The 12625-nt window shown below is 54.7% G+C and carries 14 protein-coding genes and 1 pseudogene; all 15 read left to right on the forward strand.

The window, feature by feature from the left end:
• Nucleotides 1-49: 49 nt before the first annotated feature.
• The 15 genes and pseudogenes from R8L07_11340 (at nucleotide 50) to R8L07_11410 (ending at nucleotide 12455) form a co-directional block, all read left to right on the forward strand.
• The gene (locus R8L07_11340) at nucleotides 50-592 is read left to right on the forward strand and encodes a DUF1833 family protein (protein ID MDW3206119.1); all 543 of its coding nucleotides are present in this window, start codon (nucleotides 50-52) and stop codon (nucleotides 590-592) included.
• On the forward strand, nucleotides 589-1071 hold the full coding sequence (locus tag R8L07_11345) for an NlpC/P60 family protein (GenBank protein ID MDW3206120.1): 483 nt from the start codon (nucleotides 589-591) through the stop codon (nucleotides 1069-1071). The genes R8L07_11340 and R8L07_11345 overlap by 4 nt, the downstream gene beginning before the upstream one ends.
• Nucleotides 1071-3401 carry a host specificity factor TipJ family phage tail protein gene (locus R8L07_11350; GenBank protein ID MDW3206121.1) on the forward strand — a complete coding sequence of 777 codons (2331 nt, stop codon included), beginning with the start codon at nucleotides 1071-1073 and terminating at the stop codon, nucleotides 3399-3401. Before R8L07_11345 ends, R8L07_11350 begins: the two co-directional genes overlap by 1 nt.
• A gap of 23 nt (nucleotides 3402-3424) precedes the next feature.
• Entirely contained in the window at nucleotides 3425-3715 is a 291-nt protein-coding gene (locus R8L07_11355) for a DUF6127 family protein (protein MDW3206122.1), read from the forward strand.
• Nucleotides 3715-4149 (forward strand): M15 family peptidase, encoded by a 435-nt coding sequence (locus R8L07_11360; GenBank protein MDW3206123.1) that lies wholly within the window; start codon nucleotides 3715-3717, stop codon nucleotides 4147-4149. The genes R8L07_11355 and R8L07_11360 overlap by 1 nt, the downstream gene beginning before the upstream one ends.
• A gap of 2 nt (nucleotides 4150-4151) precedes the next feature.
• Complete coding sequence (locus R8L07_11365) at nucleotides 4152-4562, forward strand: 3TM-type holin (protein ID MDW3206124.1); 411 nt, start codon at nucleotides 4152-4154, stop codon at nucleotides 4560-4562.
• Between the two features lie 247 nt (nucleotides 4563-4809).
• Nucleotides 4810-5609: pseudogene (locus R8L07_11370) on the forward strand (IS5 family transposase).
• Between the two features lie 158 nt (nucleotides 5610-5767).
• On the forward strand, nucleotides 5768-7216 hold the full coding sequence (locus R8L07_11375) for a sigma-54-dependent Fis family transcriptional regulator (GenBank protein MDW3206125.1): 1449 nt from the start codon (nucleotides 5768-5770) through the stop codon (nucleotides 7214-7216).
• Nucleotides 7217-7715: 499 nt separating this feature from the next.
• The gene (locus R8L07_11380) at nucleotides 7716-8678 is read left to right on the forward strand and encodes a hydrogenase (protein ID MDW3206126.1); all 963 of its coding nucleotides are present in this window, start codon (nucleotides 7716-7718) and stop codon (nucleotides 8676-8678) included.
• Nucleotides 8679-8703: 25 nt separating this feature from the next.
• A complete protein-coding gene (locus R8L07_11385) occupies nucleotides 8704-10305 on the forward strand; it encodes a nickel-dependent hydrogenase large subunit (GenBank protein MDW3206127.1) in 1602 nt (533 codons plus the stop codon).
• A 138-nt stretch (nucleotides 10306-10443) separates the two neighbouring features.
• A complete protein-coding gene (locus R8L07_11390) occupies nucleotides 10444-10833 on the forward strand; it encodes a hypothetical protein (GenBank protein MDW3206128.1) in 390 nt (129 codons plus the stop codon).
• 59 nt (nucleotides 10834-10892) lie between these two features.
• The gene (locus tag R8L07_11395; protein ID MDW3206129.1) at nucleotides 10893-11222 is read left to right on the forward strand and encodes a hypothetical protein; all 330 of its coding nucleotides are present in this window, start codon (nucleotides 10893-10895) and stop codon (nucleotides 11220-11222) included.
• Nucleotides 11219-11695, forward strand: a complete 477-nt coding sequence (locus R8L07_11400; protein ID MDW3206130.1) for a hydrogenase maturation protease — start codon at nucleotides 11219-11221, stop codon at nucleotides 11693-11695. The genes R8L07_11395 and R8L07_11400 overlap by 4 nt, the downstream gene beginning before the upstream one ends.
• Entirely contained in the window at nucleotides 11692-12051 is a 360-nt protein-coding gene (locus tag R8L07_11405; GenBank protein MDW3206131.1) for a hypothetical protein, read from the forward strand. Before R8L07_11400 ends, R8L07_11405 begins: the two co-directional genes overlap by 4 nt.
• Nucleotides 12052-12134: 83 nt before the next feature.
• Nucleotides 12135-12455, forward strand: coding sequence for a hypothetical protein (locus R8L07_11410; protein ID MDW3206132.1), 321 nt, complete (start codon nucleotides 12135-12137; stop codon nucleotides 12453-12455).
• The last annotated feature ends 170 nt before the right edge of the window (nucleotides 12456-12625 follow it).

The raw sequence follows: 12625 nt of genomic DNA on the forward strand, positions 1-12625 counted from the left end.
CCCAATCCACCGGCCTTGAGCCGGTTTTTTTATGTCTGCGTTTTGACCCATGCCTGATCCAACACTTAGCCAGGCCATCCGGGAGGCCTATGCAGCCGCTCCTTCCGATGTGGTGATCCTGCATACACTTGAATTGCGCCATCCAGCTTTTGTCGATGACGACGGAAGCCCGACGGCTATTCGGGTGGTGCGGGATCACCGGAATCTGGAAGCCCGTCTGGAGGCGTCAGCTCCCGTAAACGGTGGCGAGATGGTCACCTTCATCGCTTTGGCCTTTGATTTGTCGTTGCCACCCATCGACACGGCACCCGTGCCTGAAATCACGGTGACGTTGGACAACGTCAGCCGTGAGATTGTTCGCCATCTGGACGCTGCAGCCGTTTCTCAGGACAAGATTGAAATCACCTATCGGCCCTATCTCTCCACGGACCTTGAAGGACCGCAGATGGATCCTCCGATCACGCTGGTGCTGACGGAGGTTGAGGCCAACGCCCTTCAGGTGACCGGTCGGGCCCGGATGCTGGACATCGGCAACAAGGCTTTTCCGAGCGAGACCTATACAGCCAAACGGTTTCCGGGGCTGACGCGATGACGAAATTGTTTATGCCAGCCGCCCTGAGCCAACCCTGGCATTGGGCCGAAACCTATATCGGCATCCCATGGGCGGCAGATGGCGAAGGGCCGGACAGTTTTCACTGTTGGGCTTTCGTTTGTCATGTGCAGCAACGTCAGTTTGGCCGCGAATTGCCAGCGATCCCAAACCCGGAAGACCTTCTCGCGATTGCCAGAGATTTTCGCGATCACCCTGAACGGAAGCGCTGGGTTCTCGTTGACGAACCACAAGAAGGTGACTGCTTGCTGATGCGCCAGGCCCGCTATCCCATCCATGTCGGCGTCTGGCTCGACGTGGATGGCGGCGGTGTACTCCATTGTGCCCAAGAAGCTGGGGTCGCCTTTCAGAACCTTGCGTCCCTGTCTGCCAATGGCTGGCGGATTGAGGGCTATTATCGCTACTTATTTGATAATCCCGGTCGCGGCTCCGCCGCTCCTCGCCTCTTGGGACCTAATTGATGCTTGCTGCCGTCACCCTCGTCAGAAACCCGTTCTATCCTGAGCGGGACCGAGAAGTGCGTCCGGTTCTAAGCCCGGCTTCTGTGCGCGGATGGCTCATTCAACAAGGCATTGAAGAGTTTGATCGTCCGACGATCTGCCTATTCAACGGCCAGGCTGTTTTGAGAGCCGATTGGGAAAACACGTTCATCAACGACAATGACGTGGTTGCCTTTGTGACCCTGCCTCAAGGGGGCGGTGGTGGAGGTGGTGGGGGAAAGAACCCGCTGCGCACCGTCCTGTCCATTGCGGTTATGGTGGCTTCGTTTGCGCTTGGCGGGCCTTTGGGCGCGGCCATGGGGATTTCGGCCAATGCGGGGGCAGCCCTTGGTATTGGCGCAGGCGTTCTTCAGCAAGCTATCGGCGGAGCGATTATCTCACTGGCAGGTATGGCGTTGATGAATGCCGTTGTACCTGCGCCCAAGCCATCTGTACCGTCGTTGAGTTTTGGTTCCCTTGGTGCGCCACCAGCCCCTAGTCCAACTTATTCTCTATCAGCCCAGGGCAACGAAGCCCGTCTCGGCCAGCCGATCCCCGTTCTTTATGGCCGACATCTGATCTATCCCGATCTTGCAACCCAGCCCTATCAGGAATTCGTGAACAATGAGCAGTACCTGTTTCAGCTCCATGTGATCGGCCAAGGTGAATTCGATCTGGAGCAGGTGCGTATTGAAGACACGCCCATCTCGTCTTTTGAAGAGGTGGAGACGGAGATCGTTGGGCCGGGTGGCATTGTCACCCTGTTTGAAACTGACGTGGTCACCGCACCCGAGGTCGCGGGTCAGGAATTGCGCAGTACAGGTGATGGTGGGGACTGGATTGGTCCGTTTACAGCTAATCCCGCTGAAACCAAAGCCGGTCATATCGGCATCGACGTGGTGTTCGCCCGGGGCCTATATTACGCCAACGACAGCGGTGGGCTTGATACCCGCAGTGCTCAATGGGAGGTTCAGGCTCGAACCATTGATGATGAAGGCCTGCCGATCGGTGATTGGTTATTGCTGGGCACAGAGAGCTATACAGCCTCAACCAATTCTGCGCTCAGGATCAGCTATAAATACGTTGTTTCGTCTGGGCGCTATGAAGTGCGAATGATCCGCCTTGATACGATTGATACGTCATCGCGTGCTGGACACGAGCTACGCTGGGGTGCTGTCCGCTCATATCTGGAAGGCATCCCGGAATTCGGCAATGTAACGCGGTTGGCCGTCAAAATGCGGGCGACCGACAACCTATCTCAACGCTCCTCGCGGATGATCAACTGTGTGGTTACCCGGAAGCTCTCAATCTGGACCTCTGAAACCGGGTGGTCATCGCCTGAACCGACACGCTCCATTGCCTGGGCTTTTGCTGATGCTTGTCAGGGGGCTTACGGCGCTGGCTTGGCTGAGGCCCGAATGGATCTTCAGGCATTGACCGAATTGGATCAAACCTGGTCGGCAAGGGGCGATACCTTCGACGGGGTTTTTGATAGCACCATGACGGTTTGGGAAGCCCTGATCCGTATTGCCCGTTGTGGTCGGGCCGTTCCCGTATTGCAGGGTGGTGTCGTGCGGCTATTTCGGGATGCGCAGCAGACTTTACCTGTGGCTATGTTCAGTCCTCGCAATATCGTCAAAGGCTCATTCAAAATTCAATACATCATGCCGGGTGACGATACGGCGGATGCTGTGACCGTGGAGTTTTTCAATTCCCGGACATGGAACCCAGATGAGGTCACGTCCAGTCTTCCGGATAGCGCAGCACAAAAGCCTGCCAAGGTGATGCTCTTTGGTTGCACCAATGAACCCCAAGCCAAACGCGAGGGGCTCTATATGGCGGCGGACAATCGCTATCGCCGAAAGCTGGTCTCCTGGCAGACGGAACTGGATGGCCTGATCCCGACCTATGGGGATCTGGTGGCTGTCACGCACGATATGCCGCGATGGGGACAAGGTGGTGAAGTGGTTTCATGGGATCCGGAAACGTCAATATTGGAAGTCTCAGAGCCTTTGGATTGGTCGGAAGGAGTCGATCACTACATCGCCTTGCGCCGTCGCGATGGGAGCCCAGCCGGGCCGTTTAAGGTTCAGGCAAATGGCGATGATATGAGATCACTGAGGATCTTGGATGCGCTGGATTTTGTGCCTTACACCGGCACGGCAGAAGAGCGCAGCCATTTTGCCTTCGGCCCAGGAGAGGCGTGGAGTGCCAAGGCGCGTGTGATTGCAGTGCGGCCTCGTGGTGAGCTGGTCGAGATTACAGCTGTCGGTGAGGACGTTCGTGTCCACGAGGCCGATCTAGCTGCCTGAATTTTAGTCCAAGGAGAAAGCCTATGAACTGTCCTTCAACGAAGGACGGGCATGTCGTCATGCCTGAGGAAGAATTTGAGCAACTGCTCGAGTTGGCCGCCGAGCGTGGTGCAAAGCGGGCGCTGGCGGATGTCGGTCTGGTCGATGAAGAAGCAGCTGGCGATATCCGTGACCTTCGCTCTCTGCTCGGCGCTTTGCGTGTAGCCAAGCACACAGCCTGGTCGACCATTGTCCGTCTCGTCACCACAGGGGTGTTGATCGCCCTGATGGCGGGTGTGGCCATAAAACTTAAGCTGTTTGAAGGAGGTCACTGATGCCTGCACTCTCAGAAAAATCCATTGCCAAGCTTTCCACCTGTCACCCGCTCTTGCAGCGGGTTTTTCATGAGGTGGTCCGGGAATTTGATTGCACCATCCTTGAAGGACATCGCAACAAGGATCGCCAGAACCAGATGGTTGATGAAGGAAAAAGTCAGGTTCGATGGCCGGGCGGAAAACACAATACGGTCCCGTCTCTAGCCGTGGATGTGACGCCTTATCCCATCAAATGGGACGACCGGGAACGACAGACGTTGTTCGCGGGCTATGTCCTCGCCACCGCCAAATCCATGGGCGTGACCCTGCGCTGGGGTGGTGACTGGGACCGGGACACCGAGGTTCGCGATAACAATTTTGATGATCTCGTTCATTTTGAGATCGTGGAGCAAGAGGCGCGGAAGGGCGAAGCCCTGACAGGGAAAGGACAGTAGCCATGTTGGATAAATTGATCGGCAGTGGCATCGTCTCGGCCGCAGAGGGCGTTGCTAACATTATCGACCGGTTTGTTGAAACTGATGAGGAAAAACAGGCAGCCGAGTTGATCAAGGCCAAGCTGATGATGAAGCCGAGTCTGGCCCAGATTGAGCTCAATAAGGTTGAGGCCGGACACCGTTCTATCTTCGTTGCGGGCTGGCGTCCCTTTATCGGCTGGGTCTGCGGCTCCGCACTGCTTTGGCACTTCATCCTGTTCGATATGTTGACCTGGGTAACTGTCAACTTCTTCCCCCATGTGACGGCACTGCCTGAGCTGACCGGCACCGAAGCGCTGGTCACCGTGCTGCTGTCCCTGCTGGGCCTGGGTGCTATGCGGACGGTGGAGAAGTTCGGGGGGCGGGCTAAATAGCTCTCCGTGACAGCATGGTCTCCGGGCGGCGGCGGGACCAGTCCTGGTCGCCTTCCAAGCCGGTCCCGAGATCAATCGAAGCCAGAATATTGTCGTTTTCATCAATTTCGCCGATTTCCAGCTGGGCGGCGACGCAGTGCCAATGTCATGTAGTGGCTGGCGATACGAGAGTTCTTCCTAGGAGTTACAGTAAGGTAGCTTCTACTCTTGGTCGGAATCTGGCTCTCCGAAGGGATAGGAGGATTAGATGGCGCGTTTTGATTTGACGGATTTCGAGTGGTCGGTGACCCAGCCCTCGCTTCCGAACAAGCCTCGGGGCGTTCCGCGTGTTGACGACCGGCGTGTGTTGAACGGGATTTTTGGCGTCTTCGAACGGGTGCGCCCTGGGCGGATATACCGTCACGCTACGGCCCGCACACGACCTGCGTGAACCGTTTCAACCGGTGGCGTAAGGCCGGCGTTTGGAGGCTGTTTCAACGGCTTACGATGGCGACATAAAGATGATTGAATCCTCGTCGGTTCGGGTTCATCAGCACGCGACGAATGGTAAAAAAACAAATTCGATCCCGTTGCATGGGCCGCTCGCGGGGCGGCCTGACGACCAAGATCCATGCCCTGGTCAATGCCGCCGGGTTGCCCATCGCGCTGAAACTGACCGAAGGCCAGACCCATGACGGGCGAAGCGCCGCCTACATGTTCAACACCGTGCAGGCCGGCGATATTCTCCTGGCCGACCGAGCATATGATTCCAATGCCCTTCGCGAAAGCCTCGCTAGACGCGGTGCTTGGGGCAATATCCGCGCCATGCCGAACCGGCTCAATCCGCCTGCCTTCATCCGGTGGCTTTACCGACAGCGTAACGCTGTCGAGCGGTTCCTCAATAAACTCGAGCACTTCAGGGCAGTCGCAACTCGATATGACAAGCGTGACGACAACTACCTCGCCTCAATCAAACTCGCCGCTTTGCGGATTTGGCTACAATTAAAGAGTAGGAGACCTAGACGGTTCCTCCAACCGTCGCACATGTACTGCCTCTCGCTTGAGTGACGCTATCAGATGACCGAATCTCGTTTTGGTTTATACAGTCTATTTGGTCAGTCGGAGTGCCCTATTTGTGACCGCGCCCTCGCACCCATCCATCTTGACTTCATTATCATTGGACGATACTTGTATTGTAAGTTAACAAAATGAAAAGTTAATTTTCAATGAATGCGCTTCATACCATTTTGCTCGTGACCAATAACGCCAAAATACATGATTGCGTAACAGCGTCCATTCGCGATGACCCACATTATAGGCTAATTGTTTGCGAGCGTGAACAAGATGTGGCGAACCATTTGAACGTGGTGAATGTTCATCTGCTGATTTGTGACAAAGCTCTTATAGCAGACGACGTCAATAACACTTTGATGAATACTCGCATTTCCAATCCACATGTGGCCCGGATGGTTATCGGTCATGTGGGCGAGGAAGAAGCCTGCGCGAGTTTGGCAAAGCGCGCAGCGGCTTATCTGTTCCTGATCTTTCCCTTCCCAGAGACATTGATCCAGATGGCAATCGAGCGATCATTAGAGATGTCTGAATTGTCCCGGCGGCATCGGGTATTGTCGCGTGAGCTCAAGATTTCCATGGACGATGGCATTTTCGGTGAGGCTGCGCCGTTCTCGGTCAAAGGCGGATGGTCGCAGTTTGAGAAGTTGGTCTATGTGAGTGCCAAGATGGCCGAGCTTTGTGCGGAGGCCAAGCAGGCGGCGACAACCAATCTTCCCATATTGATCCATGGTGAGACCGGGACTGGCAAAGAACTGTTGGCGCGGGCGATACACTTCAACTCCGATCGCATGAACGCGCCAATGTTGGTTCAGAACTGTGGTGGGATCAACGAAGAGACGTTGCTTTCGGAAATTTTCGGTCATGTGCGAGGAGCATTTACCGGCGCCATTTCCGATCGGCTTGGATTGTTCAGGGCAGCGGATGGCGGCACTGTCTTTCTTGATGAAATCTCCGAAATTTCGCCGGGGTTCCAGGTCAGCTTGTTGCGGTTCCTTCAAGAGGGAGAGGTCAAACCTCTTGGCTCCGACGAAATGGGGCATTCCGATGTGCGGATTATCGCCGCCAGCAATCGGCCCCTGGATAAGATGGTCGAGAAGGGGGAGTTCCGCCGCGACCTTTATTACAGATTAAAAGGGTTTGAGCTGGAAATTCAGCCGCTTCGAGCGAGGCCAGAGGATATTCCCGTGCTTGCCCAATTTTTTGTCGAAAAGTATGCAGGTGTGGTCGGCAATCGCGTCGTTGGCATCACCCAGGAAGTTTTGGATCGCCTTTCAGCTTATCAGTTTCCAGGCAATGTGAGGGAATTGGAAACCGAAATCCGGCGCATGGTCGCAGTGACGGAGCAGGGTGGCTATATTGCTGTGCGTCACCTGACGCCGGCCATGGCAAGCGTCCAGCCCAAGGTTCCCGGCGCGCCTGGGGCAGGTTTTATGCCTGACGGCGGAACTTTGAAGGAAATGGTAGAGTCCCTGGAGAAGCAAATCGTCTCCCAAGCCCTGCAACGAAATCATTGGAACCAGAGTAAGGCGGCAGGTGAATTGGGCTTGTCCCGGGTCGGGCTCGCCAACAAGATCAAACGCTATGAATTAAACGACCTATAATTTATGAGGCCATCGAGGGGGATGCGCCGTGTCAGATGATGATCGGGTAATCAAGTTTCCCCAATCACGCGTTCCTGGGACTAGTAAGTCGCGTCCAGTGAAAGACCTGGGGCGAACGCCCTTTGCAGAAATGATCGATCCGGAAGGCAAACGTGGCACAGGACATTGGTGCAGCCGTTGTCAGGGTGTTTGGTATGGTTTTCCGATCGAAACCCAATGCCCAGTTTGCGGCAATCGCCACGGCTGAATATTCATTCTCATTCGCAAACAAAGTTTGCAAAATGGCGCGCAAAGTATCTTTGCAGAGACGCATGCTGGTCTGTGGATAAAATTCCAATTCCAACATAATATATTGATATAGAAGAAAAAAATTTACAGCCGGAACTTGGCATGTCGCTTGCATTAAGGAAAATCACGGGCTGAATTTAGCCTGCGATCTTTGGGCGCCAAGGGTTTCTAAAGATCTTGGAAAAACGAAATAGAAAATGGAGAAGATGGGATGGCAAATCTTCTATGGCTTCAGGGCGGTGCATGCTCCGGCAACACCATGTCATTTCTGAACGCCGAGGAACCAAGCGCCTGCGACTTGGTGACCGACTTCGGTATCAATGTGTTGTGGCAACCTTCGCTCGGGTTGGAGCTCGGCGATGGTGTTAAGGCCATCCTAGAAAAATGCATTTCCGGCGAGATTCAACTGGATATCTTCGTCTTTGAAGGCACGGTTGTGAATGCGCCTGACGGTACCGGCAACTGGAACCGTTTCTGTGGCCGTCCCATGAAAGAATGGGTGAAAGAGCTATCGGATGCTGCTCAGTTCGTTGTTGCAATTGGTGACTGTGCGACCTGGGGCGGTATCCCCGCGACGGCACCGAACCCCACTGACAGCCAAGGTTTGCAGTTCTTGAAGCGCGACAAGGGTGGCGCTTTGGGTGAAGGGTTTACCTCCAAAGCCGGCCTGCCGGTTATCAACATTCCCGGATGCCCGGCTCACCCCGACTGGGTAACTCAGATTTTGGTTGCCGTGGGGACCGGTCGTGCAGGTGACATCACGTTGGATGAATTCCAGCGGCCGAAAACATTCTTCTCCAGCTTTACGCAAACCGGCTGCACGCGGAACATGCACTTTGCCTACAAGGTATCGACCACGGCATTCGGTCAGCGCAAAGGCTGCCTGTTCTATGACCTGGGTTGCCGCGGCCCGATGACCCATTCGCCCTGCAACCGAATTCTGTGGAACCGCGTGTCGTCTAAGACCCGTGCCGGTATGCCGTGCCTTGGCTGTACGGAGCCGGAGTTCCCATTCTTTGATCTGCAGCCGGGAACAGTGTTCAAGACACAGACCGTTATGGGCGTGCCCAAGGACTTGCCGGAAGGTGTCGACAAGAAGGGCTATGTGAAACTCACCGCGGCCGCGAAGGGCGCTGCCCCCGCTTGGGCCGAAGAAGACATTTTCGTCGTTTAACGGCGACGACAAGAGGAGACATAAAATGTCAGCAGCAGTTGAAACCTTGGATATTTCGCCGGTTGGTCGGGTAGAAGGAGACCTGGACGTCCGCGTGGATATCGAAAACGGTGTTGTGACCAACGCCTGGACCCAAGCGGAACTTTTCCGTGGGTTTGAAATCATCCTGAAAGACAAAGATCCGCAAGCTGGCCTCGTGGTAACGCCGCGCGCCTGTGGTATTTGTGGTGCATCTCACCTGACCTGTGCCGCCTGGGCACTGGATACGGCCTGGGGCACGACCGTGCCGCGGAACGCTATTCTGGCTCGCAACCTGGGTCAGATCGTTGAATCGATCCAGTCTTTGCCGCGCCATCACTACGGCTTGTTCATGATCGATTTCACCAACAAGAATTATTCCGGTAGCCAGTTCTTCGAGGAAGCTGTCAAGAGGTATTCGCCCTTTACCGGGACGTCTTATGAACAAGGTGTCACGATCTCTGGTCGACCGGTCGAAATCTATGCCTTGTTGGGCGGCCAGTGGCCGCATTCGTCCTACATGGTTCCCGGTGGTGTTATGTGTGCTCCGACCCTTACGGATGTGACGCGTGCCTGGTCAATTCTGGAGCATTTCCGCCGTAACTGGATCGAGCCGTTGTGGTTTGGTTGTTCCATGGAGCGTTACGAGGAAATAAAGTCATATGATGATTTCATGGCTTGGTTGGATGAAAGCCCTGACCATGCCAATTCTGATCTCGGCATGTACTGGCGCATGGGTACGGATATCGGCCTGGACAACTACGGCAAAGGCCATGGCAAATTCGTGTCTTGGGGCTATCTGCCGCATGAGGACAAGTACAACAATCCAACCATTGATGGTCGCAACGCTGCGGTCATCATGAAGTCGGGTGTGTATGACGGTGCCACCGATACCTTCAAGACCATGGACCAAGCCTTCGCCCGCGAAGATACGACACATGCGTGGTACGATGAAGGTGCCGGTGAAGTGCATCCATTTGATCGTACGACCAATGCCGTCATGAACAACGAGACGGATCACGATGGCAAGTATTCCTGGGCTACGGCTGTTCGCCATGCCGAGAATGGTCGTCTTGAAGCTGGTCCGCTAGCTCGTCAATTGATCGCTGGTGGTGATCACGGCGAAGGCTGGCAGCATACGGATCCGTTGATCTTGGATATGTACCGCAAGATGGGTGGTGCTTCGATTCAGCTACGACACTTCGCTCGCATGCACGAGCTGTGCAAGCTCTACCGCGAAGCCGAGCGCATTCTTCGTGAGTTCAAACTCAATGACGAATGGTACATCAAGCCGACCGAGAAAGACGGTCAAGGCTGGGGAGCGACGGAAGCTATCCGCGGTGCGCTCTGCCACTGGATCGACGTTCAAGACGGCAAGATCAAGAACTATCAGATCATCGCGCCGACGACTTGGAACGTGGGTCCACGTGCCGGTGACGGAGAACGCGGTCCGATCGAAGAGTCCCTGATCGGCACGCCGATCAAGGACAACAGCGATCCGGTCGAGGTTGGTCATGTATGTCGGTCCTACGACTCTTGCTTGGTTTGCACCGTGCATGCGCATGATGCCAAATCCGGCGAAGAACTGGCTCGGTTCCGTACAGCCTAACGAGTATACGGCGGCTGGGGTAACTTCCCCAGTCGCCGCCTACGTTCATTTTTTAATGGATTTTCGGCTGGATTTTTATCTGGTCAAATTTCGTATATTGCCAAACCATCAATAAATAAAACTTAGGGGCACCTGGAAATGGAAACCGCCGCAACGAGTTCTCCTACGCCCGAAGAAGAGAGGGCCAGTTACGTCGAACGCTATGGCGTCGCGCCATCGGCGGCTGACCACGCGACACTTCTGAAGATGATCGAAGACCTGATGACGGAAGGTCTGGAAACCAAGGTTTCGCCTTTCCCTGAAACTGATCGTGAATTCGCGGCGGTCCTTGACGAGCTGCGTCCGTTGAGCGCCGATCAACTGCGGGCAAAACTGGTGATCAGCGGTTGGTATTTGAAGCCATTCGGTGAAGAGGAGATGCGTTGTCAGGAATGCATGTACTTCCTCGTCCATAAGCGTTGGTGTGATCTGCCGGAGCTGAGCCTGCCGGCGGAGCCCGATTGGTGGTGCCGCTTATGGCGGATTTAGTTTCAAAGCCGGTTGGGCGGCATTGAAATTTTATTTCACTTGTATAAGGGAGGTTGCCCATGTCTGATGGATCCACAGCTGAAGATGATGCTCTTCGCGAACAGATCAGAGGCAGACTTTCCGGTGGGCTTGAAACCGAGGTCTGGCCTCGGGCTGAAACCTCCGAAATGGTCAATGAGCTGGTCGGTCGGCTAAAGACCGAAGCGGCGGATGATCTTGATGCAAAGCTGGTGGTCTCTGGATTTACCGACCACACCATCGAAGCGGATGGGTTGGAGCAACCTTGCGAAACCTGTATGTATTATCTGGTTCATCGGCGGTTTTGCGAATTGCCAGAACTGATGCTGCCCGTGGAACCTGAATGGTCATGTAGGCTCTGGAGGATATGACGCTTGCGATAATTGGTTGCGGCAATCCCAATCGTTCGGACGATGGAGTCGGGCCGGAGATTATAAGTCGTTTGCGAGGCGAAGAACTTCCATCTGAAATTAAATTGTTTGATGCCGGCACTGACGGCATGGGCGTTATGTATCAGGCGCGAGGGGCATCGCACCTGATTATCCTGGATGCTCGTGCTCCGGAAAAGGAGCCCGGAGCCATATATGAGGTGCCGGGTGATTTATTGGAAGCGGTACCGCCAAACAGCTTCAATTTGCATGATTTCAGGTGGGATCATGCGCTCTATGCCGGTCGGCAAATCTACGGCGAAGAGTTTCCCGAACATGTCAAAGTGTTACTGATTGAAGCCGAGTCTTTGGATATGGGTATCGGCCTCACCGCGGCAGTGGCCACGGCTGCGGATAAGGCTGCCGAAAGGGTTCGGGGTCTGGCGCAGGAGTTTGCCGATGGAGTTTGGGCATGAGCGTCGAAAAACAAGCTGAAGCCGCAGGGCACACCGCCGATATAAGAGCCGGTAAAGTTTATCTATCGGCCGCTCTATGCGAGACCTATTTTAAAGGGATTGAAGCAGTGATCGTGCTGATCCGGGATAGTTGTGTCCATGTCTTGCCGGTTCATCAGATGGCTGCAGGCGGGTGTCTTCTCAAGGTCCGAAACGCGCAAGGCGACAGGGTGGCCTCGGCGCCGGACGTGTTTCTTGCAAACGAAATGGGGAATCTGGAAGCAAGGGATGTGCCCGCCCGGTGGTCCACGGAAAATGGTGCTCTTATCCTTCAAACAACAGAATATGAAAACAAAGTTTACAATATGAATAAATAGTAGACTTCTTTTTGCAAATGAGGTTTACTCCTTGCATATAATCTATGTTGGCTTGTTTGGCTGGCAGAATCAGGGAGGATCTCATGGTTAGACGGTCGCGGACCGAGGAACAGGTGGAAGCTGCGCTTCGCGCACTTGAGGATGCTTCCGCGACAGATGCCGAAAAATCCGAAATGCTCATGGAAATTGCCATGGGGCTGCAGCAAAAGCCGCAGACGCCTGAAGATTTGCTCGGTGCTATCAAGCTCTATGAAATGGCCGTTGATCGTTGCCTTGATGGTCAGGAATTACTTCGGGCCCGCATCCAGGCACGCATGGGTACGGCCTATATGATGTTACCGGCTGAGGATGCCAGCCCGCTGCAACAAGCTCGTGATGCATTTCTCGAGGGGTTTATCCCCTGAGAGCAAGTTAAGTTGGGAGTCGCATTTCTAGTGCATGTTGTGGTTTTATCCATGCATGTCAGGAGAGACGCCAACAGTTTTCGAAGTTGAGAAAAGCGTGGCGATCCCCCAGCGCTGGAGCGCGACAGGGGATGGCTGCCTTCAGATTGTTTTGTCGCTGGAGACCGGCG

This window comes from Alphaproteobacteria bacterium (assembly GCA_033344895.1).
Lineage (GTDB): Bacteria > Pseudomonadota > Alphaproteobacteria > UBA8366 > Aestuariispiraceae > Pacificispira.

Coding starts and splice junctions, on each gene's coding strand:
- R8L07_11355 (MDW3206122.1), top strand. CDS start 3,425: ATGAACTGTCCTTCAACGAAGGACGGGCATGTCGTCATGCCTGAGGAA.
- R8L07_11400 (MDW3206130.1), top strand. CDS start 11,219: ATGACGCTTGCGATAATTGGTTGCGGCAATCCCAATCGTTCGGACGAT.
- R8L07_11395 (MDW3206129.1), top strand. CDS start 10,893: ATGTCTGATGGATCCACAGCTGAAGATGATGCTCTTCGCGAACAGATC.
- R8L07_11390 (MDW3206128.1), top strand. CDS start 10,444: ATGGAAACCGCCGCAACGAGTTCTCCTACGCCCGAAGAAGAGAGGGCC.
- R8L07_11385 (MDW3206127.1), top strand. CDS start 8,704: ATGTCAGCAGCAGTTGAAACCTTGGATATTTCGCCGGTTGGTCGGGTA.
- R8L07_11360 (MDW3206123.1), top strand. CDS start 3,715: ATGCCTGCACTCTCAGAAAAATCCATTGCCAAGCTTTCCACCTGTCAC.
- R8L07_11375 (MDW3206125.1), top strand. CDS start 5,768: ATGAATGCGCTTCATACCATTTTGCTCGTGACCAATAACGCCAAAATA.
- R8L07_11405 (MDW3206131.1), top strand. CDS start 11,692: ATGAGCGTCGAAAAACAAGCTGAAGCCGCAGGGCACACCGCCGATATA.
- R8L07_11365 (MDW3206124.1), top strand. CDS start 4,152: ATGTTGGATAAATTGATCGGCAGTGGCATCGTCTCGGCCGCAGAGGGC.
- R8L07_11340 (MDW3206119.1), top strand. CDS start 50: ATGCCTGATCCAACACTTAGCCAGGCCATCCGGGAGGCCTATGCAGCC.
- R8L07_11410 (MDW3206132.1), top strand. CDS start 12,135: ATGGTTAGACGGTCGCGGACCGAGGAACAGGTGGAAGCTGCGCTTCGC.
- R8L07_11345 (MDW3206120.1), top strand. CDS start 589: ATGACGAAATTGTTTATGCCAGCCGCCCTGAGCCAACCCTGGCATTGG.
- R8L07_11380 (MDW3206126.1), top strand. CDS start 7,716: ATGGCAAATCTTCTATGGCTTCAGGGCGGTGCATGCTCCGGCAACACC.
- R8L07_11350 (MDW3206121.1), top strand. CDS start 1,071: ATGCTTGCTGCCGTCACCCTCGTCAGAAACCCGTTCTATCCTGAGCGG.